General features: G+C 32.8%; 24 protein-coding genes. 14 read left to right on the top strand and 10 right to left on the bottom strand.

Features of this window, described 5'->3' with window-relative positions; genetic code table 11:
• Window positions 1-190 precede the first annotated feature (190 nt).
• The 7 genes from trxA to ACWNT5_RS00225 all read left to right on the top strand — a co-directional run bounded on the left by trxA (window position 191) and on the right by ACWNT5_RS00225 (window position 5,334).
• On the top strand, window positions 191-490 hold the full coding sequence (gene trxA / locus ACWNT5_RS00255) for a thioredoxin (RefSeq protein ID WP_299602809.1): 300 nt from the start codon (window positions 191-193) through the stop codon (window positions 488-490).
• Window positions 491-503: 13 nt separating this feature from the next.
• On the top strand, window positions 504-776 hold the full coding sequence (locus tag ACWNT5_RS00250; RefSeq protein ID WP_456516264.1) for an acylphosphatase: 273 nt from the start codon (window positions 504-506) through the stop codon (window positions 774-776).
• Window positions 777-943: 167 nt separating this feature from the next.
• Complete coding sequence (locus ACWNT5_RS00245; RefSeq protein ID WP_456516263.1) at window positions 944-1,819, top strand: sterol desaturase family protein; 876 nt, start codon at window positions 944-946, stop codon at window positions 1,817-1,819.
• A gap of 18 nt (window positions 1,820-1,837) precedes the next feature.
• A complete protein-coding gene (locus ACWNT5_RS00240) occupies window positions 1,838-2,023 on the top strand; it encodes a hypothetical protein (protein WP_299895710.1) in 186 nt (61 codons plus the stop codon).
• A gap of 74 nt (window positions 2,024-2,097) precedes the next feature.
• Window positions 2,098-3,483 (top strand): MBL fold metallo-hydrolase, encoded by a 1,386-nt coding sequence (locus ACWNT5_RS00235; protein WP_456516262.1) that lies wholly within the window; start codon window positions 2,098-2,100, stop codon window positions 3,481-3,483.
• A 200-nt stretch (window positions 3,484-3,683) separates the two neighbouring features.
• Window positions 3,684-4,490 (top strand): zinc-dependent peptidase, encoded by an 807-nt coding sequence (locus tag ACWNT5_RS00230; protein ID WP_456516261.1) that lies wholly within the window; start codon window positions 3,684-3,686, stop codon window positions 4,488-4,490.
• Between the two features lie 139 nt (window positions 4,491-4,629).
• Window positions 4,630-5,334, top strand: coding sequence for a Bax inhibitor-1/YccA family protein (locus ACWNT5_RS00225; protein WP_299895717.1), 705 nt, complete (start codon window positions 4,630-4,632; stop codon window positions 5,332-5,334).
• A 101-nt stretch (window positions 5,335-5,435) separates the two neighbouring features.
• Here the strand turns inward: ACWNT5_RS00225 and ACWNT5_RS00220 are convergent, their stop codons facing one another.
• The 6 genes from ACWNT5_RS00220 to ACWNT5_RS00195 all read right to left on the bottom strand — a co-directional run bounded on the left by ACWNT5_RS00220 (window position 5,436) and on the right by ACWNT5_RS00195 (window position 10,283).
• Window positions 5,436-6,410, bottom strand: a complete 975-nt coding sequence (locus tag ACWNT5_RS00220; RefSeq protein ID WP_456516260.1) for a YpdA family putative bacillithiol disulfide reductase — start codon at window positions 6,408-6,410, stop codon at window positions 5,436-5,438.
• Window positions 6,410-7,069, bottom strand: coding sequence for a ribulose-phosphate 3-epimerase (gene rpe / locus ACWNT5_RS00215; RefSeq protein ID WP_299602791.1), 660 nt, complete (start codon window positions 7,067-7,069; stop codon window positions 6,410-6,412). Before rpe ends, ACWNT5_RS00220 begins: the two co-directional genes overlap by 1 nt.
• A gap of 42 nt (window positions 7,070-7,111) precedes the next feature.
• Window positions 7,112-7,528, bottom strand: a complete 417-nt coding sequence (locus ACWNT5_RS00210) for a BLUF domain-containing protein (RefSeq protein WP_299602788.1) — start codon at window positions 7,526-7,528, stop codon at window positions 7,112-7,114.
• 113 nt (window positions 7,529-7,641) lie between these two features.
• Entirely contained in the window at window positions 7,642-8,049 is a 408-nt protein-coding gene (locus ACWNT5_RS00205) for a BLUF domain-containing protein (RefSeq protein WP_299602786.1), read from the bottom strand.
• Window positions 8,050-8,276: 227 nt separating this feature from the next.
• Entirely contained in the window at window positions 8,277-9,140 is an 864-nt protein-coding gene (locus ACWNT5_RS00200; RefSeq protein WP_027395748.1) for a sigma-70 family RNA polymerase sigma factor, read from the bottom strand.
• Window positions 9,141-9,314: 174 nt separating this feature from the next.
• Window positions 9,315-10,283, bottom strand: coding sequence for a hypothetical protein (locus ACWNT5_RS00195; RefSeq protein ID WP_456516259.1), 969 nt, complete (start codon window positions 10,281-10,283; stop codon window positions 9,315-9,317).
• A 243-nt stretch (window positions 10,284-10,526) separates the two neighbouring features.
• Between ACWNT5_RS00195 and ACWNT5_RS00190 the strand changes: the two genes are divergently transcribed.
• The 6 genes from ACWNT5_RS00190 to ACWNT5_RS00165 all read left to right on the top strand — a co-directional run bounded on the left by ACWNT5_RS00190 (window position 10,527) and on the right by ACWNT5_RS00165 (window position 15,617).
• Entirely contained in the window at window positions 10,527-11,291 is a 765-nt protein-coding gene (locus tag ACWNT5_RS00190; protein ID WP_456516258.1) for an LA_2272 family surface repeat-containing protein, read from the top strand.
• Between the two features lie 5 nt (window positions 11,292-11,296).
• Window positions 11,297-11,683: a hypothetical protein gene (locus tag ACWNT5_RS00185; protein ID WP_456516257.1), complete on the top strand. Its 387-nt coding sequence runs from the start codon at window positions 11,297-11,299 to the stop codon at window positions 11,681-11,683.
• Between the two features lie 152 nt (window positions 11,684-11,835).
• Window positions 11,836-12,933: a fatty acid desaturase family protein gene (locus tag ACWNT5_RS00180; protein ID WP_456516256.1), complete on the top strand. Its 1,098-nt coding sequence runs from the start codon at window positions 11,836-11,838 to the stop codon at window positions 12,931-12,933.
• The gene (locus ACWNT5_RS00175; RefSeq protein ID WP_456516255.1) at window positions 12,923-13,978 is read left to right on the top strand and encodes a fatty acid desaturase family protein; all 1,056 of its coding nucleotides are present in this window, start codon (window positions 12,923-12,925) and stop codon (window positions 13,976-13,978) included. The genes ACWNT5_RS00180 and ACWNT5_RS00175 overlap by 11 nt, the downstream gene beginning before the upstream one ends.
• Before the next feature lie 180 nt (window positions 13,979-14,158).
• Window positions 14,159-14,713 (top strand): hypothetical protein, encoded by a 555-nt coding sequence (locus tag ACWNT5_RS00170; protein ID WP_456516254.1) that lies wholly within the window; start codon window positions 14,159-14,161, stop codon window positions 14,711-14,713.
• 184 nt (window positions 14,714-14,897) lie between these two features.
• On the top strand, window positions 14,898-15,617 hold the full coding sequence (locus ACWNT5_RS00165; protein ID WP_456516253.1) for a hypothetical protein: 720 nt from the start codon (window positions 14,898-14,900) through the stop codon (window positions 15,615-15,617).
• A gap of 53 nt (window positions 15,618-15,670) precedes the next feature.
• Here the strand turns inward: ACWNT5_RS00165 and ACWNT5_RS00160 are convergent, their stop codons facing one another.
• From ACWNT5_RS00160 to rpsO, 3 genes are all read right to left on the bottom strand, one after another.
• A complete protein-coding gene (locus tag ACWNT5_RS00160; RefSeq protein ID WP_456516252.1) occupies window positions 15,671-18,178 on the bottom strand; it encodes a chondroitinase-B domain-containing protein in 2,508 nt (835 codons plus the stop codon).
• 137 nt (window positions 18,179-18,315) lie between these two features.
• Window positions 18,316-20,505, bottom strand: a complete 2,190-nt coding sequence (locus tag ACWNT5_RS00155; RefSeq protein WP_456516251.1) for a polyribonucleotide nucleotidyltransferase — start codon at window positions 20,503-20,505, stop codon at window positions 18,316-18,318.
• A gap of 244 nt (window positions 20,506-20,749) precedes the next feature.
• The gene (rpsO, locus tag ACWNT5_RS00150) at window positions 20,750-21,019 is read right to left on the bottom strand and encodes a 30S ribosomal protein S15 (RefSeq protein WP_299602757.1); all 270 of its coding nucleotides are present in this window, start codon (window positions 21,017-21,019) and stop codon (window positions 20,750-20,752) included.
• Between the two features lie 164 nt (window positions 21,020-21,183).
• On the opposite strand from rpsO, the gene ACWNT5_RS00145 reads away from it, so the two are divergent.
• On the top strand, window positions 21,184-22,014 hold the full coding sequence (locus ACWNT5_RS00145; protein WP_456516250.1) for a hypothetical protein: 831 nt from the start codon (window positions 21,184-21,186) through the stop codon (window positions 22,012-22,014).
• Window positions 22,015-22,087: 73 nt separating this feature from the next.
• Here the strand turns inward: ACWNT5_RS00145 and accD are convergent, their stop codons facing one another.
• On the bottom strand, window positions 22,088-22,948 hold the full coding sequence (accD, locus tag ACWNT5_RS00140) for an acetyl-CoA carboxylase, carboxyltransferase subunit beta (RefSeq protein ID WP_299602751.1): 861 nt from the start codon (window positions 22,946-22,948) through the stop codon (window positions 22,088-22,090).
• Window positions 22,949-22,996 lie beyond the last annotated feature (48 nt).

The following is a 22,996-nucleotide window of genomic DNA, read 5'->3' as shown; positions in this document are numbered from 1 at the left end:
TTTTAACCAAAATACAGGTGTTTTCAGACGTTTTTTAGAAATAAATTAGAGATTTATATGAAAAAAGAGCTACTTTTCCTCTGTAATAATGACTATATATGAAATAAGCCATAACAATAAGATGATACCTGCAGATATGATTAGATGGCGGTTCCATCTGACCATAAAAAAACAATAAAATTATAAACAGATGAAAGATAATTTTAGTAATATAATAGATTCAACTACTCCGGTCCTGATTGACTTTTATGCAGATTGGTGTGGTCCATGTAAAATGTTAGCTCCTATATTAAAGGAAGTAAAGGAGGAATTAGGAGATTCTATTAAAATTGTAAAAATAGATGTGGACAAAAATCAAACTTTAGCAGCAAAATATCAGGTAAGAGGAGTTCCAACAATGCTACTCTTTAAAGATGGTAAGCAACTTTGGAGACAATCTGGAGTATTGCAAAAGCAAAATATTATTTCAATAGTCAAATCTTATACATAATACTAGTAGTGATATGATTAAGCATTATAATATTATTGTAACAGGTAAAGTACAAGGAGTTTGGTATCGCAAAAGCACTTTGGAAAAAGCGCAAGGATTAGGAATAAAAGGAATTGTAAAAAATTTACCTAATGGAGATGTGTATATTGAAGCCGAAGGAGATGAAGATCAGTTATCACAGTTGTTGGCATGGTGTGCGGATGGTCCGCAATTTGCAAAAGTTACCAATGTGAATAAAGAGGAGGCACCAGTACTTTCTTTTAAAGAGTTTCAAATACAATATTAAAGCAAGCTGTGCTTAGTTGTTTTTGGATTGTAACTTTTGTTACTGAAATCAAAGTTCTCCTTTTATACATTTACCATTCTAAAAACTAATTCTTCATATAGTGTAGGAAAGGAATCATTTACTCGACATATAGTAAGGTAAGCGGTTTTCTTTAGTAAATTTGTATTATGGATAAATATGTGAATGTATTTATTGATGCGTTTAAAAATAGTCTTCAGTGGACTTGGAACTCTATTCTTTTTGAAGTTCCTTGGTATACCAACTATTTCTGGGGATTAATAGCTATTTCATTATTAGTTTGGAGTTTGGAGTTGTTATTTCCTTGGAGGAAAGACCAAGTAATTTTTAGAAAAGATTTTTGGTTGGATGGATTCTATATGTTTTTCAACTTTTTTGTGTTTTCTATTGTAATAAGTGGGGTTTATGAATTGTTGAGTTTATTTTTTAACAACTTAGGAATATCACATCAAAGTCTTACGATTTTGAATATATCAGATTTACCGAAATGGTTGCAGTTGCTCGTGTTTTTTATTATTCTAGACTTTGTACAATGGTTTACACATGTATTATTACATAAGTTTTCTTTCTTTTGGCGATTTCATAAAATACATCATTCCGTAAAGGAAATGGGGTTTGCCGCACATCTTAGATATCATTGGATGGAAAACATATTATACAAACCTCTTAAAACTATTGGAGTCATGATTTTAGGAGGATTCGAGCCAGAACAAGCTTATATAGTGCACTTTTTGGCAATTGCGATAGGGCATTTTAATCACGCGAATATTAAGATTACTTGGGGACCACTTAAGTATATTTTAAATAATCCAGTGATGCATTTATATCATCATGCGTATGTTTTGCCTAAAAATTCTTTTGGAGTAAATTTTGGAATTAGTTTAAGTCTTTGGGATTATATCTTTAAGACAAATTATATTCCAGAGGATAGCGGAACTGTTAAGATAGGTTTTCCGGGAGACGAAAATGTACCTAAAAGTTTTTTAGGACAGTTACTATATGGTTTTAAATACCCCAAAAAATAGGGTTTATCCTACTATAAGATGAAAGAAAAAGTACAGAAAAAAGCTTCTTCAAATACTGTTTATGGATTAGGTATTATTGGTGCTTTGATCTATTATATTAGTCATGCAACAAGTTTTTGGATGGGTTTATTAGGTGTGGTGAAAGCAATAGTATGGCCTGCTTTTCTTGTATATGAATTACTGAAATTTCTTGGTGCTTCATAAATGGGAGTAATAGCTTGTGGTATTTTTAATTAATTATAAATTTGAAAAATTTTTGATATTTATTTCTGAGAAAGATGAGAATAGAACAAATGTATACCGGTTGCCTTGCACAAGGAGCATATTATATAGAAAGTAATGGAGAAGTGGCGATCATAGATCCACTAAGAGAAATAAAACCATATATAGACAAATCAAAGGCGGATAATGCCGAGATCAAATATATTTTCGAAACACATTTTCACGCCGATTTTGTAAGTGGACATATTACACTTTCTAAAGAGTCTAATGCTCCAATTGTATATGGGCCCAATGCTCATACTTCTTTTGATGCAATCATTGCAGAAGACGGTCAGGAATTCAAAATAGGAGATGTAACTATTGTGGCCTTGCATACTCCAGGACATACCTTAGAAAGTACAACCTATTTATTAAGAGATTCAGAAGGAAAAGATCATGCTATTTTTAGTGGAGATACTTTGTTTTTAGGTGATGTAGGCAGACCTGATCTGGCGCAAAAAGCTGCGAATATGACCCAAGAACAGTTGGCAGAGATGTTATTTGATAGTTTACGCACTAAAATAATGCCGCTAGGAGATGATGTTATTGTGTATCCAGCGCATGGCGCAGGTTCAGCATGTGGAAAAAATATGAGTTCAGAAACTGTTGGAACCTTAGGAGTACAGAAGCAAACCAATTATGCGCTGAGATCGGATATGACCAAGGAAGAGTTTGTAAAAGAAGTAACAGATGGTTTATTACCGCCTCCCTCTTATTTTCCACTGAATGTGAAAATGAATAAAGAAGGATATGATGACATACAGGTAGTATTAAATCGTGGAACCCAAAAGTTAGATCCAGATACTTTTGAGCAAATAGCAAATGAGACTGGAGCAGTGATTTTAGATGTAAGGCATCAGAGTGATTTTGTTAAAGGGCATATTCCAAGATCAATTTTTATCGGTATAGATGGAGGTTTTGCACCATGGGTAGGAGCATTGATAGGAGATGTAAAACAACCTATACTATTAGTTACTCCAGAGGGTAGAGAAGAGGAAACGGTTACCAGATTATCCAGAGTTGGCTTTGATCATACATTAGGATGTTTAGAAGGCGGTTTTGAAACCTGGATACAAGCCGGAAAAGAAATCGATCAATTAGATTCTATTACTGCAGATACATTTAAAAATAAACTTACCGAAAGCACACCCGTTTTCGATGTACGAAAACAATCTGAGTTTTCTGGAGGACATATTCTAAAAGCTTCTAATACCCCTTTGAGTATGATTAATGATTACTTAGCGGATTTTCCAAAAGATGAAACCTTTTATGTGCATTGCGCAGGAGGTTATCGTTCGGTGATTGCAGCGTCTATTTTAAAAAGTAGAGGGATTCATAATCTGGTAGATGTGGCAGGTGGTTATAAATCCATCCAAGAAGTAGGAATTAATACCACCAAATAGTTAGATTTAAAGACCTTATTTGTAGGTTTTCTTTCATACTATTCGTTAAGGTTTAGCGTTTTAGTTACTGATTTAACAGAGTTTTTATTTCAAAACCTTTATTATTGTAACTTAATAAACCTACTTTTAGCTTTTTGAATCTTTATTTTTTATACATTATTTCCCTTCAGGAACAACCTGAACCTGGGATACCGAAATTTTTGGCTGTAATACTAGCCATGACTATTGTTGCTATATGTCTATATTATATCTCAAGATATCTGGAAACCGTATATGCAAATAAGTATAAGAAGCCTTTCTTCGTACATTTTTATATTACTCCCAAAAAGTTGCCTAAGCATTTGGTGCCTTTTTTGGCTACTAACTCATTGTATAATAGACTAGATAAACAGAAAAAAATTTTTTTTGAGCATCGTGTAGTTCGGTTTTTAGAAACGACAAAGTTTGTAGGAAGAGAAGGGGTGATTGTTGATGATGAAAAACGTATGCAAATTACGTTATTAGTGATTCAGATGACTTTTGGGATGCGTAATTATTTATTAGAATACGTAGAGACTATTATCTTATACCCATCTTCGTATTATTCTATTCTAAACAAAACAGAGAACAAAGGAGAATTTAATCCAAGATCTAAAGCTTTAGTGCTGTCTTGGGAGCATTTTAATCTTGGAAATTTAGATCAGGATGATGGTATCAATTTAGGAATTCATGAAATAACGCATGCGATTCATTATTGTTCTCTAAAAAGTAATAATATAAGTTCAGAAATATTTCATGATACTTTTCTGGAGTTGGAAGATCACTTATCCTCGGTTACGTTAAGGAATAAAATTATTGATAGTAAATTACTAAGAGAATATGCATTTACGGATAAATTTGAGTTTATCGCTGTGTTGGTTGAGGTCTTTATGGAATCTCCTGATAAGTTAAGAGATCAATTTCCCGATATCTATCTATATGTAAGCAGGATGCTCAATTTTCGTTATTTCGAAACTCAGATCAATTAATTTATATGTTACTTTTAAGTGACCTATCAGTTAAATCTAAAAAAAAGAAGAAATCAGGGTAACATTTTGCGCTATATTGACACTTATGTTTAACGATAAAAAGTATCTTAGTACGTATAACAAATTAAAAAAATAAAAAATGGAAGAATTTCAGCAAGTAGCTCCAGTAGTAAGTTCTCTTACTGACGAAAAAAGAGTGGCTTTTTACAAAAAGACATATACGCATCTAGCGATGGCAGTATTATTATTTGTAATTGTAGAATGGGTGTTTTTTCAGATAGAGCCATTAGTAAATTTTGCCTTTTCTATGACACAGGGATGGAGATGGTTATTGATGTTAGGAGGATTTATGCTGGCAACTAATTATGCGGAAAGAATGGCGCATAAAACTCATGATATTAATAAGCAATACTTAGGTCTTGTATTATACGTGGTTGCAGAAGCGTTTATTTTTATTCCTTTAATTGGGATAGCTATGATGATTGCTGAGAGTGGTGGTGCTAATATATTAAATCAAGCAGCAATTCTTACGTTAGCATTGTTTACTGGTTTGTCTGGTGTCGTACTCTTGACAAAAAAAGATTTCTCTTTTCTTAGATCTATGTTAACAATAGGGTTTTTTATTGCCCTTGGTTTAATTGTAGCGGGAATGTTATTTGGTTTTAATCTTGGTTTATGGTTTAGTGTTGGGATGGTAGTTTTAGCTTCGGGATCAATTTTATACCAAACCTCTAATATGGTTCATAAATACTCGGAAGATCAATATGTAGGTGCTTCATTAGGTTTGTTTGCATCATTAATGTTATTATTCTGGTATATTCTAAGTATCTTATCTAATGACTAACAGCTAAGATTAGATAAAATAAAACATTAAAAAGCGGGAGTTTATATTAAAACTCCCGCTTTTTCTTATAGCGAAATTTTGTTCTTTTCTAGTTGAAACCTTTAAGAGTCCTGTTTAGTAGTAACAATGTGGTTTAAGATAGTTTTTGCATGTATTCTAGAGTTTTCAATAAACCAAACATGTGTATCCATTCCACCGCAAATTACACCAGCTAAATAAAGACCATTGATGTTAGACTCCATAGTGTTTTCATCATACTGCGGATACTTCTTTTTGTCATCCGAAAGTTCAATACCAATGTTTTCTAAAAACTCAAAATTTGGCATGTATCCTGTTAAAGCCAATACGTAATCATTTTCTATAGAAACTTCACCTTCGGGTGTTGTAATCAGTAGTTTGTCCGAATGTATTTCTTTTACATTGGCGTTGTAAAAGGAATGAATACTTCCTTCTTTGATTCGGTTTTCGATATCAGGTCGTACCCAATATTTCACACGTTTTCCAATTTCTGGAGATCGAACTATCATGGTAACATCTGCCCCCTTGCGATAACACTCTAAAGCGGCATCTACTGCAGAATTACTAGCGCCAATAACTGCTAATTTTTGCTTTGCAAAAAAATGAGGGTCCTTATAATAGTGAGATACTTTGGGTAGTTCTTCACCAGGAACATTGATCTTATTCGGAATATCATAAAACCCCGTAGCTACTATAATGTAATTAGATGTATACGTATCCTTTTCCGTTTGGATATGGAAAAGATTTCCTTCTTTTTTAGCAGAATATACTTTTTCGAATAAGTTTATAGTAAGATTATTAGAAGTAACAATTCTTCTATAATATTCTAGAGCTTCATTTCTTTTTGGCTTTGCTTCATTGCTTATAAAAGGAATATTATCAATTTCCAATTTTTCTGAAGAAGAGAAAAATTGCATATTAACAGGGTAGTTAAAAAGAGAATTAACAATTGGGCCTTTTTCTATAATGAGATAATCTATCCCCTTTTTCTGAGCTTCTAGACCACAAGCAATACCTATTGGACCACCACCGATTATAATAAGCTCAATGTGTTTCATTACCCAATAATCTCTTTTAGTCCTTTTACAGTTTCAATAGGGTTTTCACTCTTAAAAACGTAGCTACCAGCAACCAATACATCTGCTCCAGCATCAACAAGTTGCTTTGCATTTTTGTTAGTAACTCCACCATCAATTTCGATCATAGTACTGGCGTTATTACGAACAATTATTTCTTTAAGCTGTTGTACTTTTTTATAAGTGTTTTCTATAAAAGATTGTCCTCCAAAACCTGGATTTACACTCATAATACAAACTAAATCAATATCATTGATCGTATCTTCTAATAAGCTAGCATTGGTATGTGGATTGATCGCAACTCCTGCTTTCATACCTTCTGCCTTTATTGCCTGCAATGTTCTATGAAGGTGTGTACAAGCTTCGTAATGAACGGTTAAAATATTACTACCTAAATCCGCAAATGTTTTTATATATCTGTCTGGATCTACGATCATTAAATGAACATCAATAGTTTTTGTTGCATGTTTTACGATATCTCTTAGTACTGGCATACCAAAGGAAATGTTAGGTACAAAAACTCCATCCATGATGTCGATATGAAACCAATCAGCATCACTGTTGTTTATCATTTCAACATCTCTTTGTAGGTTAGCAAAATCCGCAGCTAATACAGAAGGGGCAATTAATTTAGAAGCCATATTTAGTAAAATTTGCTGCAAAAATACTATTTAAGTTTAAAACTAAGAGAGCTTCATAAATTTATTCGCGATGTAGGATATGTTTTTAAAGTTTTTTGGATTATAACTCTTTTCAGATTCTAGAAAACGTTCTAGCTCTAAATAATCTTTCTCCTTATTTACGACAGTATAGGAATTTTCAAAAGTTTTAAAACATCGAATTTCTGTAGACCTATCAAATATTTTAATAATATCAAAATGCCTAATATCACGGACTATCTTTTGATATAAATTTTTAATAGTTGTTACTTCTCCTTCGATAATTTGAAAGAAATTTTGTTCAGAATACATCAAAATTCCTGTAATTCCTAAGTCATTATTTTTCAGTTTTGTAGTATTTAATAATTCGTTTATTTCTTGATCAGAAAGCTCGGAGCAAGTGCTAACATACGATATGGTATGGTAAATAGGTTTTTTCATATAACTTAAAGTTATAATTTTGAAAGGGAATTTTTCTGCAAAAAAATAGATTTAACAGTTGTTTTTAACAGTCGTTTAGTAAGACATGAATTTTTGCTCTACTAAATAATTACCTAGGAAAGTTTCATGAACTTTTTAGTAAGATAGGAGACACTTTTGTAATTGTCTGGATTATAAGACTTTTCTCCTTCTAAGAAATTCTGAAGTTCATTATGACTATAAGATTCTCCAAAAACTTTAAAGTCCGAGTGGTATTTTGAAAAGCAAGGGTTGATAATCTTTCGATCAAAAATTTTAATAACATTATAATGGCGTTCATCTTGTTGTATCTTAGAAAATAGCTCATGTATATAAGTTTTCTCACCTTCTAGTATTTGCATGAAATTACCATCCGAATATAAAAGTATACCAGTAATGCCCAGATCATTGTTTTTTTGTTTAACGAGCTGGAAAAGGTCTTCCATTTCTAAGGTAGTCAATGATGGATCTGCAGTACTTACATAACTAATGGTTTGCCACATAATTTCCTTTATATACTTTTAAAGGTACAGTTTTTTTAGAAAATTTGGGAAGTAATAAGATTTAATAATCATAATAATACTGTTAATTGTGGTTCAACAGTAATGTGTAAAACTACAGATATTGTGCAAGAAAAAACCTCCGGTAATCAGCCGGAGGTCATTCATCAATCAAAAAACGAACAGTTATGTTATAAACTGTTTGTAACCGCAATTTAGGAAATTAAAAGTTATCCTAAATAAGTTTTTAATATTTTACTACGAGATGTATGTTTTAATCTACGAATAGCTTTCTCTTTAATTTGTCTTACACGCTCACGAGTTAAGTCAAAAGTTTCACCGATTTCTTCTAAAGTCATAGGGTGTTGATCTCCTAGACCAAAGTATAAACGGATTACATCAGCTTCTCTTGGTGTTAGTGTTTCTAAAGCACGCTCAATTTCGGTGCGAAGTGATTCGTGCAATAGAGATCTATCAGGATTTGGAGATTCTCCAGAATTTAGTACATCATATAAGTTAGAATCTTCACCTTCTACTAAAGGAGCGTCCATACTTACGTGACGACCAGAATTTTTCATGGATTCCTTTACGTCATTGATCGTCATGTCTAATTCTTTAGCGATCTCTTCTGCACTTGGCGGTCTTTCATGAGATTGCTCTAAGAAAGCATATGTCTTATTTATCTTATTGATCGAACCAATTTTGTTTAATGGTAATCGAACGATACGTGATTGCTCTGCTAATGCTTGTAATATAGATTGACGAATCCACCATACAGCATAAGAAATAAATTTAAATCCTCTAGTCTCATCAAAACGCTTAGCAGCTTTGATTAAACCTAAGTTTCCTTCATTAATCAAATCAGGTAATGTCAATCCTTGATTTTGATATTGTTTTGCAACAGATACCACAAATCGAAGATTGGCTTTTGTTAATTTTTCAAGGGCTCTCTCATCTCCAGCTTTAATGCGCTGAGCTAATTCCACCTCTTCATCTGCAGTAATAAGATCTACCTTACCTATTTCCTGCAAATACTTATCCAGCGATGCAGTTTCACGATTCGTTACCTGCTTCGTAATTTTAAGTTGTCTCATCTATGTTATCCTTGAAATTTAATATTGTGAATATTTAGGGCTTCTCTTTTCTTAATTATACGTAAGGTGTTACGAAAATGTTACAAAAAAGTAAAATTATTTTTTTATATGCACTATTACTGCCTTAAGTATTGGTAGTATATGAGTCGTAATAGGAGCTAAAAGTTTACAGGCTTATTCGAATTCTAGTACATTTTTGGCTATAATTAATGAACGTAAGGCTTCAATTTTTTTCTGCATTTTATTAAAAAATAAATTTCTTTCTTTTTCTCCCGCAGTACTTAATAATTTAGAACCTTCCATTTGTATATTTAGAAATTCTTCGGCTTGATCACAAGTGATCACATCGTTGGTCCTATAATAAGAAAGAATGGTAAAAGGGACATAGAGCGATCTTTCGGTAGGTGTTTTTACCAATACACGGTTGTTCATGAGTAACAATTCATTATAGTAGAACTTAAAATTATCTTTTTGCTCAATTATTTTTCTAGAAATTTGATGTAGTAACTGTTGCAGGTCATCACAGATTTGTAAAGCATCTTTAGAAGTAAGAGAATCGGATTCGAAATAAAAGTGTATCTGTTTTAATGTACTATTAATAGTAGTGATGTCCCAAATTTCTATAGAGTTAAGATCATTGTACATTTTTCCTAATCTTTTAGCAGCCTCAATTAAGGATAGAGAAGGGTTAAAACCAGTGAATTTTACATCACCAAGTTCAGAATCCATAATTTTTAACCATACATACATCTTAAATTTAGAAAGGAGATTATCATCAGAAGTATAGAATATTGGTAGATCTTTGGCTGAATAAATTATCTCTACATTCGGATTGTTAATGAGCGGAGATAAAGATTTGTAGGAGTTTTCATAGTATGCTAATAAACTTTTCATGTCCTGAACTGGAGCCGTTTTTTTTACTGCCACAATATGCTCATCTTCACTAGAAAACAACTGATCAATGGATAAACTGAAGTATTTAGCCAGTGTTACCCCTTCTTCAAGAGATAACTTACTTTTTTTACTAATTCTTCTATGAGCAGCATCATAGCTTATATCTAAAGCTGTTGCTACTTCATCGATGAGCGAAGTTTTAGAGCAGATTTGTTTTTTAATAAGCTCTAAAAAATTTTCTTGTATCATTCTTTATTTTTTTACGATTGATGATAGTGCGATGGAAAAATAAGATAGAAAAATAATTCAATTTTGTGATTTTCGCAAAAAATATAAAGTGTCTTTGTGATTTTTAATTTTTTCACAAATACAAAATTAGGAGATATTAATTTGCGAAAATCACAAAAAAATAAAATCCTTTTCGCACTTATCACTTTTTGTCTTGTACTTATCACAATAGTTTTGACTTGTGAAATTTTAAAAACAAGAAAAATGAGAATTAGTATTTTAACCTTAATGGTATTGATAATAAGCAGAATTACTTTCGGACAAGACAATAAGGTAGTAGCACCAATTGGTTTTTTTAATAGTACAAATACAGATGTTTATGGTTTGTCGATTGGTTTGGCACAAAAGAAAGTAGAACCAGACACGAACACAACAAAATCAAACGGGCTTAGAATTGAACCTTTCGGTAAAGGTTTTTCGATATTTTTTACTCCCAAAATCGGACTACCTGATAAAGAAAGTGAATTTGAAAATTATTTCAATCGGAAACCTACGGAGATCGTAAATGGAATAAATGTTTCTGGTGGAACTTTATCATTTATGGATATTAATGGGATTTCTGTTTCTGGAGGAGTTCAAGCTTTAAGAAGAATGAATGGGATTTCTATAACAGGATTCGGTAATTATTCTTACAAAGTAAATGGAATTCAATTAGCTGTTTATGGCAGCTCTACTTATGTTTTACGAGGTGTTCTCTTTGGAATGCTTGGTAGTTTTGTTGTGGATGGAAAAGGAATTCAAATATCAGGATTTAATGATTTTAAGACATTTAAGGGATTGCAAATAGGTGCTTGGAACGATATTGACTCCAAAAGTGAGAGTTTTGAAGGGGTTCAAATAGGAATTCTTAATAATACAAAAACACTAAAAGGTATTCAAATAGGGCTTTGGAATAAAAATGAAAGACGCTCTTTGCCTTTTATCAATTGGCAATTTTCTAAAAAGAAAAATAAATCAAAAACATCTTAGTAATTATGAATATCACTAGCAACTTAAGCATCGAAGGGGACTATGGTTTCGAAGCTTTTTACGTACTTACTGGAAACTTGGTTGGTCTTATTCCGGTAAAAGAAAAATTGTATACTCGCATTAAAGTGTTGGATAAAGAGACATTAAAAATTTGTTTAATGAAATCTGAAACACTAAAAGTGTCAAAATATATTAAAGGATCACTAAAAGATGGGATTTTTAGTGTTTCCTCTTCTAATAAGATTACTTCTGTTTTATCATTTATTAAACATTGGCGGACACAGAAAATAAATGCGAATTCTAAAAAAGAACAACTATTGGTGTTCTTATCTAAAACAGGAAATGTTCAACTAGGGGTTTTTAAGGATATTACTTCTAGAAAAAAGAAGTAGTATGTTGAATGATCTAAAAAGGAGCACTTAGTTTATACCCTATAAACTCTTCGTATTAATTCTAGTTAATTCACTATATGTTGGAATGTGAGAAGGTATGCCTTCTCACATATCCAAAGGACTGTTATATGTCTAATTTTAAAGAAATAATTATGCAAAAAATAAAATTTTCTAAAGATGAAGGTTCTGAATTTTATAAAGAACTTACCGAGAAGATTCGAGAATATTTTGAGTCTAATAGGTTGGAGAAATTCGGAAATAATAAGATGATTTTTAAAATCATTCTATATTTTATGATGGCAGTCTTGTTGTATGTTCTGATGATAACGTCATCAAATATAATCGGTTTTTACTTGTTGTATTTAGGTCTGGGAATATCAGTTTTGTTAACAGCATTTAATGTATCTCATGATGCAGCGCATGGAGTGGCTGTAAAAAGTAAATTCTGGAATAAAATTTTGTTTCAGTTAAGCTTTAATTTACAAGGCAATAATGCATATGTATGGGGCAAAAATCATAATGAATCCCATCATTTGTATACTAATATTGAAGGAAGTGATATCGATGTGTTAAATAATCCTCTTGTTAGGATGACAACAAGTCAAAAGGTACGTTGGTATCATAGATTTCAATATTTATATGTGCCATTTTTATATTTGTTTTATTCTCTTAATTGGTTTTTGTTTAGAGAGTTTTTAATGATATTTAATCGCTCGAGTAGGACAATTAAGGTTGCAATTCCGGTATGGGAAATCGTAAAGCTTTTGTTCTTTAAAGTATTTTATGTGGGGTACATGATTGTTATTCCTGGCTTGTTATTGCCATTTGGTTGGGAGCATATTGTAGTAGCTTTTATGCTCAATCACTTTCTAATTTCTATCATATTTACTGCGGTTTTAGGAGTATCTCATTTATCGGATTTTGTAGCACATCCCGAAGCTGATAAAGAAGGTAATTTGTCGATGAGTTGGCCAAAGTTGCAGATGTGTACTTCGGTTGATTATAATGTGGATAGTAAATTTTTAAACTGGGTTTTAGGAGGATTTAATGCACATGCTTTACATCATTTATTACCAAATATATGTCATGTACATTATATAAAATTGGCTCCGATATTTAGAGAATTAGCAAATAAACATAGTATTACGTACATGGAGATGCCATATCGCGATGCCCTAAAATCACATTTTAGGTTTCTAAAGAAAATGGGAACACAAGAATCACCAAAACCTTTGCAATATGAAATCTAAGCATTTATATATTAAAGATCATGTAGAGCTTTTTGGTGCTATTCAGGAAGAGATCTATAAAAAAATTAATTTCTGTAACCGAAGATTTCAGAAAAAGATGTTCTTAAAGGGATTCATTTATTTTTCCTTTACACTAATTTCATATAGTTTTATTTATCAAATATCACAACCGCAATTGTTGGTATTGGCTTATGTTGTTTTTGGGTTAGTTTCTATGTTATTCGCATTTAACTTTGCGCACGATTTTTCGCATAACACAATTTTTAAGAAAAAGGAGTTAAATCATAAATGTTTCATTACTCTTTATACGATGGTAGGAGCTCATGCAGAAGCATGGAAAGAGAGGCATGTAACATCGCATCATCATGCTCCTAATGTTGAAGGTTATGATACAGATTTAGAAATTACGAATTTAATAAGAGTAGTTCCTGGTTCGAACATGAAATGGTTTCATCGTTTCCAATATTTATATGCTCCTTTTTTGTATACAACGTATTCATTGTTCTGGGTGTTTATTAAAGATTTTAAGGTGTTTTTTAGCAACTTTGGTAATAGCAAGAAACATTCTTTAGCATACAAGTTTTCTTTCTGGTGTCAAAAAATAGTTTATCTAAGCTATTTGGTGTTCTTGCCTATGATATTTATTGACCTAAAATTGTATTGGGTAATAGTAGCATTTATAAGTATGCATATGGTGCAATCGCTATTTTTATTGTTCACCTTTTTTATGACACATCATATAAAGGGTCTGGCATATCCAGAAAAAGATACTTCTGGAAAGATAAAAACATCATGGTTCATGAATCAGGTGCAAAGTTCAAATGATTTTTATCCTTTTAGTAGGTTTGCAAATTTTATTTTTGGAGGATTTAATAATCATATAGCACATCATCTTTTTCCGCACATTCATCATGTTTATTATCCGGAACTTAATAAGATTCTATATAAGGTTTTAAAGAATCATCAAATCATTCCGAATCAGACTTCTTATTTAGGTGGAGTAGTAGCTCATTTATCGCATCTAAAAAGATTGGGGATAGAATAATAAATTTTTGCAAACAATAAAATAAGATTGAAGCACCTTCATTTTTTTGAAGGTGTTTTTTTATGAACATACCCGAATTGTGATTATCACAAGTATAAAATTTTATACTCGTGATTTTGACAATGGTAGTTCTTAGATAGAAAGTATGTTTGATTCACTAAACAAGTTAAATATTTTATTATGGAAAGATTAATTAAAGTGGCTATTGTGTTACTAATTTCAAAGATTTCCTTTGGACAGGAAAATGATACGTCTGATAAGGGGAAATTTAGATTCAGATCTATCGAGGCCGGTTTTGGTTTTTATGAATCAACTTACAAAGAAAGAATCAATTCTTCTGGCCATAGTGGAATTGATTTAAGTGTAAGAACATCCTTTTCATTAAAAAGGAATATTTTTTCCTTGGATTTAAAATTAGGAGAAGAAGTGAGCTTTTTTGGAGGTGGGGATAGTTTTTATACGGTTAATCTTTTGTACGGAAGACAATGGGATTTAGCAGCTTGGTTTGCAATAGAAACTCATTCAGGATTAGGAGTATTTTCTAATAGTAGATATGATCTTAGTGGTGATTTTGGAAGGGATACTAAAACAGAGGAAAGTCTAGGAGTTCCTATTGATCTAAAATTTATGTTGTATCCCAAAGGGTTTACTATCGGACTTAATCCAGGAGTTAATTTTAATTCTATTGGTAATACTTTTTACGGGAATCTCATTTTTCAATATAATTTCAACTAATCCATAGTATTCTATGATAGATAATCCTTATAGACTAGTTCTAAAAAGTCTGTTGCTGTTTTTTTAGCACTGATCACTTTGCTCTTGTGATTATCGCAAAACCAAAATTTCATACTCGTGATTTTGACAACTAAGACTGTGGTATTGCTATTATGTTTACATCACTAAACAATAAATTTTTAATATGATGAAAAAGTTGGTCAGTGTTACAATTCTATTCTTATGTGTGTCAAAATATGGTCATAGTCAAAATTTGGATAAGGATCAAAAACAAAGAAGAGAGAAGAAACCAATTGCCTTTACCAATGGTTTTAGCTCTATTGCCAGTGATGAAAGTAATGAGTTGGATATTTACGGAGGTATTATGTTTGAACGAAAAAACGGATGGGGATATGGATTTGATTTTACAAGATCTGCCTACACCGCAGAAAGTACAAAAGGTATCCCTCCAATAGATGAGATAGAAAACTTTGAAGGAACAGAATTACCTGAAGGAATTGAAAAAAGATTTCCTAATAGTGGTGAGAGGGATAATAGATTGTATGCGTTATCTCCTAATTTATTTAAGTCATTTGCTCTTAACAAGAAAAGCTCTTTTAAGATATTTGCCATGCTAGGTCCTTCTATTATATACAGTGAAGACTATGAGTATGCTGTAGAATATTCTCCAGGATCTACTTGTGGTTTTGGAGGTTTTTGTTTTCCCGGTTCATCGGGACCATCATTGGATTATAGGAGAGTACAAGAAAGTAAGAAAATCATTCTTGGGGGATTTTCTAAGATATCTTTGCGATATACATTTAATAGTGTAGTAGGTCTCGAACTTTCTACTTATGGTAATCTCAATGGGGTTAAAAGTGTATATGGCTTTCAGTTTGGTGTTGTCTTAGGAAGACTTTTCTAATAGAAAAAACAAACCCTCTTTAAGACCTATTAAAGAGGGTTTGTTTTTTGTTGTTATTGTATCACAAAACGGCCGTAGGCTCCTTGTATTTTAGCAATATAAGTTCCATTACTTAAGTTATTAGTGTTAATCGTACCATTGGTACTATTAAACTCTTCTTTTAGGATTGTTCTACCTCTAAGATCAAAGACTTGTACTAAACCGATAGCTGTCTTAGAAATGATTTGGATCGGTTGGTTTTCTGAAGGAACAGGGTATAATAAAATACCCTTACTAGCTAGAGTGTTTTCATCTACTCCTAAGGTAGCATCACATTCTAGGTCACCATAGATATTCACTTCGACAATACTTGCAAAACCAGATCCCGTATTGGTACCATTGGAAGTAAACTTGATATATCTTCCTGTTACATTGTTAAGAGCAAATAACTGCTCTGTATTTTCAGCACCACTTTCGATGGCACTATCTTGTCCTGTCAATACATTGGTAAAAGGACCATTTTGATCATCGGCAACGGCAATATCGAAATTAATCATTCTTTCATCAGCTTTTAAAACATGAATTCCTATTTGACTAAGGGTTCTTATACAAGATACATCGAATGTTATCGAAACTTCAGGTTCGGTATTTGCGTCTCCTGTCCAATATTCAGATGCGGTTACATTATCATCCCATGCAAATTGAGGCCCAACATTAGGTTTTCCTTGTTCAGTTCCTATTGCAGTTGCGTCTACTATAGTAATTTCTTCTGAAAAAAGATTAGACTGTATAATGTTTACTGTAGTGGTTAAATCACTTCCTCCAGGAGTCTCATTAATGGTTAAGGTTGCGGTACGCTGTGCATTAGTATTATTCTCTGTATAGTCAACTGTAATTATCGCAGAGTTGCTTCCCGAAACATTATCAACTGTTATCCAAGCGGAGTTTTCGGTGATGGTCCAGTTAACATTAGCATTGATTTCAAACGAAATGTTTCCTCCACTTCGATTTGCGTTCAATGTTGTTGGAGTAGCTGTTAGTCTTGGAGTATCCATTCCAGTTCCACCAAAACCAATACTCACACCTACATCGGCAGTTGTGTATGGAATACGAGATCCACCTGAATTGAATTCTTCTGCACCTGCATCAAGGCTTCCAGAACGAGTACCTCCTAAGATGTCCGTAGTAACAAAAGGGTAGTTACCAACTGCTGCGTCGATAGCAGGACTGTTAGAACCTAATTCATAATAAAAAGGACCATTTTCTAAAAGTCCAGATGTTACTACTTGGTTACTATTAGTGCCCGTTGAAAGATCCCAGGAACCATTTTGTGTTATATTTCCTTGGTATACAGATGTTCCTGTTGGTGCTGTTTGCTCGTCAACTGCACTTTCTGCAGTATTAATCATGATATTATTTGCAATAATTAAGTTTTCTGGTGCTAAGCTTAAGTTACCTCCAACATTAGTTCCGATTCTAAAACCATAATCACAGTTTACAAAAGTATTATTTACTATAGTAGCATCAATAACCTGATAATATCCATTAAGGGCTGTATTAGGTCTTCCATTACTAACATTAATAGCTCCAGCTGTACTAGTGTTACTACCATCTGGTTTTTCAGAATTTACTCCTTCAATATAGTTGTTATATACTCTATGTCCTTCTCCAATTACACGAATACCACCTGAAAAAAGATTGTTTTGTGCAAAAAAGAAGTTGTTGTATACTTCGCAGTTATCACCATGGCGTAATGTTAACGTTCCTTGATAGTCTCTAAAAGTATTATTGTAATATTTGTTTTCACCACTTTTGTTTGAAATAATTTCTACTTCTCCAGACCAGTTGTAAAATAGATTGTCATAAACTTCAGTATTAGAAGGATGTAATGAGGTGCTACTGTTTCCTATTCTAATAGCATCTTGATCATTATCCTGATTAACCTCTCTAATTGGTGTACGATCTGCAAAATAGTTATGATGAATTTTTGTAAAATCAGGTTCTGCAAATTCAGTAGAAGTAGCATTTCTATTGTCGTTGATAATACTACCAATACCATGTTTTCCAATAAATGAACTGAAGCTAATTTCGTTATATTGTCCGTACACCACAATCCATTTGAAAGTTAAGGTTTCTTGTGATGTAGTTCCATTATAACTATCTACTTTTATATTTGTAACTGTACAATGATCACATTCATTGTTACTGCTATCTCTAAACTCAATTATAGGTTCTATCGTACTTCCGCTAGTGCTTAAGTTTGATGGATTTTGAAAAACTACTCCTTCAAAAACAACATAGGAACCACCCATACTTACTCTAGAATTACCTTCGAAAAAAACTGAACCTGGAGTTTGTGCTTTGATAGTAACTGGATTTGTTTCCGTACCATTTTTATTGATGTTTATGACCACATTTGTCCAAGTTCCATTAGCCAGTGTAATGGTAGATCCTGCGGATGCATTAGTGATAGCGCTTTGTAATTCAGAATTGTTAGAAACTGTTTGTGCAAATATTGGGGTATTTGCAAAAGTCAGCAATACACAAATGACGATTGTGCTTGTTAAGATTTTAATGTTCATGATTTAGGGTCTTCAATTAAATTGGTCAACCAATTTGGTCAACCAGACAAATATACTATTCATTTTTGTAAAACCAAAAAACGCTTTCAAAAATAATGAAAGCGTTTATTATTAGGTATTTAGAGAAATGTTATAGCCTACTTCTCTTTTTTGTCATTGCTTCTTGGTTTTCTATCACCTCTTGGTTTATCACCATCTTTTCTTGGTGGTCTAGGTAATAAAGCTTTTCTGGAAACTTTTTCCTTTCGAGTTCTAGAATCAATACCAAAGTATTTTACATCCATTACATCACCCATATTTACCACGTCACTTACATTTTCAGTACGTTCCCAAGCTAATTCAGAAACGTGAAGTAGTACTTCATTTCCTGGAGCTTCCATATATTCTACAACAGCTCCGAAGTCAAGCATTTTTACAACTTTTACTTCATAGACACTTCCTACTTCTGGTTTGAAGGTAATAGCATTTATTTTTGCTAGAACTTTATCAATTCCTTCTTGATCTGTACCAAGGATTTCTACAATACCTTCTTCAGTAACAGGATCTTCATTAATTACAATAGTTGTATTTGTTTCCTTCTGAAGTTCTTGAATAACCTTACCTCCAGGTCCGATAAGAGCACCAATATATTCTCCAGGAATGGTTCTGGTAACCATTTTTGGAGCGTGTCCCTTTACATCTGCATTTGGAGTAGAAATTGTATCGGTTAATTTTTCGAGAATGTGTAAACGTCCATCACGAGCTTGTTTTAATGCATTTACTAAAATCTCATAGCTTAATCCTTTAATTTTAATATCCATCTGGCAAGCAGTGATACCATCTGCAGTACCAGTAACTTTAAAGTCCATGTCTCCTAAGTGATCTTCATCACCTAGAATATCCGATAATACTGCATAATTACCTGTGTCTGGATCGGAAATTAATCCCATCGCAATACCTGAAACTGGCTTTTTTAGTTGAACTCCAGCATCCATTAATGCCATAGTTCCAGAACATACTGTTGCCATAGAAGAAGATCCGTTAGATTCTAGAATTTCAGAAACTACACGAACTGTATATGGACAGTCATCAGGAATCATTCCTTTAAGAGCACGTTGCGCTAAATTACCATGTCCGACCTCTCTTCTTGAAGTTCCACGAATTGGTCTTGCTTCTCCTGTAGAGAAAGGAGGGAAGTTGTAATGTAGATAAAATGTTTCTTCTCCTTCGTAAGAAGGCATATCTATCTGATTAGCTTCTCTAGAAGTTCCTAAAGTTACAGTTGCTAAAGCCTGTGTTTCACCTCTTGTAAATATAGACGATCCGTGTGTAGATGGTAGATAGTCGACTTCACACCAAATTGGTCTAATTTCGGTTGTCTTTCTTCCATCAAGTCGTAATCCTTCGTTTAGTGTCAAATCACGAACCGCTGCTTTTTCGGCTTTTCCGTAATATTTAGAAACTAAGTCTCCTATGTCTTCTAATTCCTCTTCAGAAAAAGTAGCTAATATTTCTTCTTTGATTTCTGCAAATGCAGCACCTCTTTCTTTCTTAGAAGAACCTTGTTTTGCTACAGCATAAACTTTATCATATGCCATATCATGAATTTTCTGAGCTAGATCTTCATCATTTCTTTCTGGTTCGTATTCTCTAACTTCCTTCTTTCCGAATGCTTCTGCTAATTTTCTTTGAGCAATACATTGTGCCTTAATAGCTTCATGTGCAAACTTGATAGCCTCTGTCATTTCCTCTTCGGAAATTTCATCCATTTCTCCTTCAACCATCATAACAGAATCTTCGGATGCTCCGATGACCATATCAATATCAGATTCGTCTAATTGAGCTCTTGTAGGATTTACAATAAACTCTCCGTTAATTCTTCCTACTCTTACTTCAGAAATAGGGCATTCAAATGGAAAATCAGATAATTGTATTGCTGCAGACGCTGCCAATGCCGCCATTGCATCTGGCATCACATTTTCATCGTGAGACATTAACTGGATCATTACCTGAGTTTCGGAGTGATAATCTTTAGGGAATAGTGGGCGTAGTACACGGTCTACTAATCTCATTGTTAATACTTCTCCATCACTTGGTCTCGCTTCTCTCTTGAAGAATCCACCAGGATATCTACCTGCAGCTGCAAATTTTTCTCTATAGTCTACAGTTAATGGAAGGAAATCTACATCTGCAGCTTTATAGTTAGAAACTACAGTACACAATAGCATACACTTTCCTGATTGTACAACAACAGAACCATGTGCCTGTTTTGCTAATTTTCCAGTCTCTAAACTAATTTCTCTTCCATCACCTAGGTCAATGACCTCTCTATACACTTTTGGAATCATATTTTTTTTTTGATTCTAATCTCAATATATAATGCGATTGCATTTCTTATATCAAGATTTCATTAAACATTGGTTTCCGTCTTACTCGGACGGACAAGGTTGTGTTGTTGTAGTTGTTGTGCGACCAATGAAAAACTAAGGCATTCATTTTAATCTTCTCTAGATCAAAATGTTTTATTAAATTTTATCAAAAAGAAAATAAGAGTATAATTAAAAAGAGAGGCATACAGCCTCTCTTTTTTGATTATTTTCTTAATCCTAATTCTTTTACGATTGCACGATATCTCATGATATCTTTCTTTTTAAGATAGTCTAAAAGATCTCTACGCTTACCTACTAATTTTACTAGTGAACGCTCAGTGTTAAAATCTTTACGATTCTTTTTTAAGTGTTCAGTTAAGTGTGAAATTCTGTGTGTAAACAATGCAATCTGTCCTTCAGCAGAACCCGTATCGTTTTTACCTTTACCGTGTTTTGCGAAGATTTCTTCTTTAATTTCTTTTGTTAAATACATTCCAATATTATTTAAATGATTTTTATGTATAAATAGCATTCTGCTATTAGCGTGCAAATATAATACTTTTTCGACAAGAAACTCTTTTTATGAAAAAAAACGTCCTTAATTAAACCTTTTTTAAATAGGTATGTCCTAGAGAAGTAACATTAAAAATTAAGATAATGAAGAACAACATTTTAAAATTTGGATTTATTGCATTCTTTTCTGTGGTTTTAGTTGGATGTAATAGCGAAGAAGTAGCAGATCAATTATCATTTGATGCTATAGATGCGACGGAAGCTTCCTTAACAGCGAATATTGATGACGGTTCTGAGGTGATAAGTGATCTTACATTGCAAGGTTTCGAGGATGAAGAGAACTTAGGAAAAAGCAGTAATAATCGTTTTTTGCCTGATTGTGCTACAATAACTGTGGTTTTAACTGATGCTTCTAAGGAGGTAACAATTGATTTTGGAACAGAAGGTTGTGAGGTGAGAAGTGGGCATATTGTAAAAGGAAAGATACTGATGTCTTATCAGCTCGATGTAGATGCTATGTCATTGGTTATTAATTATGGCTTAGAAGATTTCTTTATAGACGATATGCAATTTGAAGGATCGAAAACAATTACAAGATTAAAATCAAACACTAATGGGAATCCACAGTATTCAATGGATTTAGATCTTACAGTAACTTTTGCTGATGGTACACAAGCATCAAGAACAGGTAGTAAGACTAGAGAATGGATAGAAGGTGCCTTCAATGGTAATTGGGGTGATAATGTGTTTTTAATTACGGGAGCATGGCAAACAAATCTTGCAAATGGTAATACGCATAGTACAACGATCACTACGCCTATAAGAAGAGAAGCTAGTTGTAGATTTTTAGTTAGTGGGGTAGTAGAGTTGGTGAGAACTAATTACAGTGGTACTTTAGATTATGGAGATGGTTCTTGCGATAATAAAGCAGTGTTTACAAATTCAGATGGAGAACAAAGAGAAATTGTATTGTAATTATTTGGTTTTAACAAAGAAAAAGCGCCCTTGTTCTCAAGGACGCTTTTTTGTTTGTCTAAAAATCTTATCTCTAATTAGATGATAAAGGTCTGTTTAGGATAAGATCAAGATATAGATTTATTTTTTCTTTTAGATTTTGTCTAGGACTTATAAAGTCTAAGAACCCATGTTCTTTAAGGAATTCTGCTGTTTGGAAACCTTCAGGAAGTTCTTTTCCTGTGGTATCGCGAACAACTCTTGGACCAGCAAATCCTATCAAAGCTCCTGGTTCTGCAATATTAATGTCTCCCAGCATTGCAAAAGAGGCAGTCGTTCCTCCTGTAGTAGGATCTGTACATAAAGAAATGTAAGGAATTCCTGCATCTGCCAGTTGAGCAAGTTTAGCAGAAGTTTTTGCTAACTGCATAAGTGATAATGCTGCTTCCATCATTCGAGCACCTCCAGATTTAGAGATAATCATAAAGGGTATATTATGTTTTAAGGAATGATCTGCAGCTCTGGCTATTTTTTCTCCAACAACGCTTCCCATAGATCCACCGATGAATGAAAAATCCATACAAGCAATTACAATGTCATTACCATTTGATTTTCCTACTGCAGTTCTAACAGCGTCTTTTAAGTTTGTTTTCTCCTGAGCATCTTTAAGACGTTCAGTATACTTCTTTTTGTCTTCGAATTTAAGAGGGTCCTTAGAGGAAAGGTTTTTGTCTAATTCTTTAAATTTATTATCATCAAAAAGAATTTCGAAATATTCTTTACTACCGATTCTTACGTGATATCCGTCTTCGGGACTTACATAAAAGTTCTTTTCTAGTTGTTCTGCATCAACTATTTTCCCAGTTGGAGATTTATACCAAAGTCCTTTTGGAACGTCTTTTTTGTCCTCAGTAGCGGTTTGTATACCTTTTTGAGTTCTCTTAAACCAAGCCATAAATTATTTGTATTAAAAAAGCTGAAACTCTTTTTTATTCAGAGTTTC

It is taken from the genome of Aquimarina sp. 433 (assembly GCF_054054605.1).
Note: the sequence above shows the minus strand (reverse complement) of the source record. Positions and strands in the feature narration are given on the sequence as shown.

Bases quoted from the DNA above. Each gene is read 5' to 3' on its own strand.
- trxA (WP_299602809.1), top strand. From the start codon at position 191: ATGAAAGATAATTTTAGTAATATAATAGATTCAACTACTCCGGTCCTG.
- ACWNT5_RS00250 (WP_456516264.1), top strand. From the start codon at position 504: ATGATTAAGCATTATAATATTATTGTAACAGGTAAAGTACAAGGAGTT.
- ACWNT5_RS00245 (WP_456516263.1), top strand. From the start codon at position 944: ATGGATAAATATGTGAATGTATTTATTGATGCGTTTAAAAATAGTCTT.
- ACWNT5_RS00240 (WP_299895710.1), top strand. From the start codon at position 1,838: ATGAAAGAAAAAGTACAGAAAAAAGCTTCTTCAAATACTGTTTATGGA.
- ACWNT5_RS00235 (WP_456516262.1), top strand. From the start codon at position 2,098: ATGAGAATAGAACAAATGTATACCGGTTGCCTTGCACAAGGAGCATAT.
- ACWNT5_RS00225 (WP_299895717.1), top strand. From the start codon at position 4,630: ATGGAAGAATTTCAGCAAGTAGCTCCAGTAGTAAGTTCTCTTACTGAC.
- ACWNT5_RS00220 (WP_456516260.1), bottom strand. From the start codon at position 6,410: ATGAAACACATTGAGCTTATTATAATCGGTGGTGGTCCAATAGGTATT.
- rpe (WP_299602791.1), bottom strand. From the start codon at position 7,069: ATGGCTTCTAAATTAATTGCCCCTTCTGTATTAGCTGCGGATTTTGCT.
- ACWNT5_RS00210 (WP_299602788.1), bottom strand. From the start codon at position 7,528: ATGAAAAAACCTATTTACCATACCATATCGTATGTTAGCACTTGCTCC.
- ACWNT5_RS00205 (WP_299602786.1), bottom strand. From the start codon at position 8,049: ATGTGGCAAACCATTAGTTATGTAAGTACTGCAGATCCATCATTGACT.
- ACWNT5_RS00200 (WP_027395748.1), bottom strand. From the start codon at position 9,140: ATGAGACAACTTAAAATTACGAAGCAGGTAACGAATCGTGAAACTGCA.
- ACWNT5_RS00195 (WP_456516259.1), bottom strand. From the start codon at position 10,283: ATGATACAAGAAAATTTTTTAGAGCTTATTAAAAAACAAATCTGCTCT.
- ACWNT5_RS00190 (WP_456516258.1), top strand. From the start codon at position 10,527: ATGAGAATTAGTATTTTAACCTTAATGGTATTGATAATAAGCAGAATT.
- ACWNT5_RS00185 (WP_456516257.1), top strand. From the start codon at position 11,297: ATGAATATCACTAGCAACTTAAGCATCGAAGGGGACTATGGTTTCGAA.
- ACWNT5_RS00180 (WP_456516256.1), top strand. From the start codon at position 11,836: ATGCAAAAAATAAAATTTTCTAAAGATGAAGGTTCTGAATTTTATAAA.
- ACWNT5_RS00175 (WP_456516255.1), top strand. From the start codon at position 12,923: ATGAAATCTAAGCATTTATATATTAAAGATCATGTAGAGCTTTTTGGT.
- ACWNT5_RS00170 (WP_456516254.1), top strand. From the start codon at position 14,159: ATGGAAAGATTAATTAAAGTGGCTATTGTGTTACTAATTTCAAAGATT.
- ACWNT5_RS00165 (WP_456516253.1), top strand. From the start codon at position 14,898: ATGATGAAAAAGTTGGTCAGTGTTACAATTCTATTCTTATGTGTGTCA.
- ACWNT5_RS00160 (WP_456516252.1), bottom strand. From the start codon at position 18,178: ATGAACATTAAAATCTTAACAAGCACAATCGTCATTTGTGTATTGCTG.
- ACWNT5_RS00155 (WP_456516251.1), bottom strand. From the start codon at position 20,505: ATGATTCCAAAAGTGTATAGAGAGGTCATTGACCTAGGTGATGGAAGA.
- rpsO (WP_299602757.1), bottom strand. From the start codon at position 21,019: ATGTATTTAACAAAAGAAATTAAAGAAGAAATCTTCGCAAAACACGGT.
- ACWNT5_RS00145 (WP_456516250.1), top strand. From the start codon at position 21,184: ATGAAGAACAACATTTTAAAATTTGGATTTATTGCATTCTTTTCTGTG.
- accD (WP_299602751.1), bottom strand. From the start codon at position 22,948: ATGGCTTGGTTTAAGAGAACTCAAAAAGGTATACAAACCGCTACTGAG.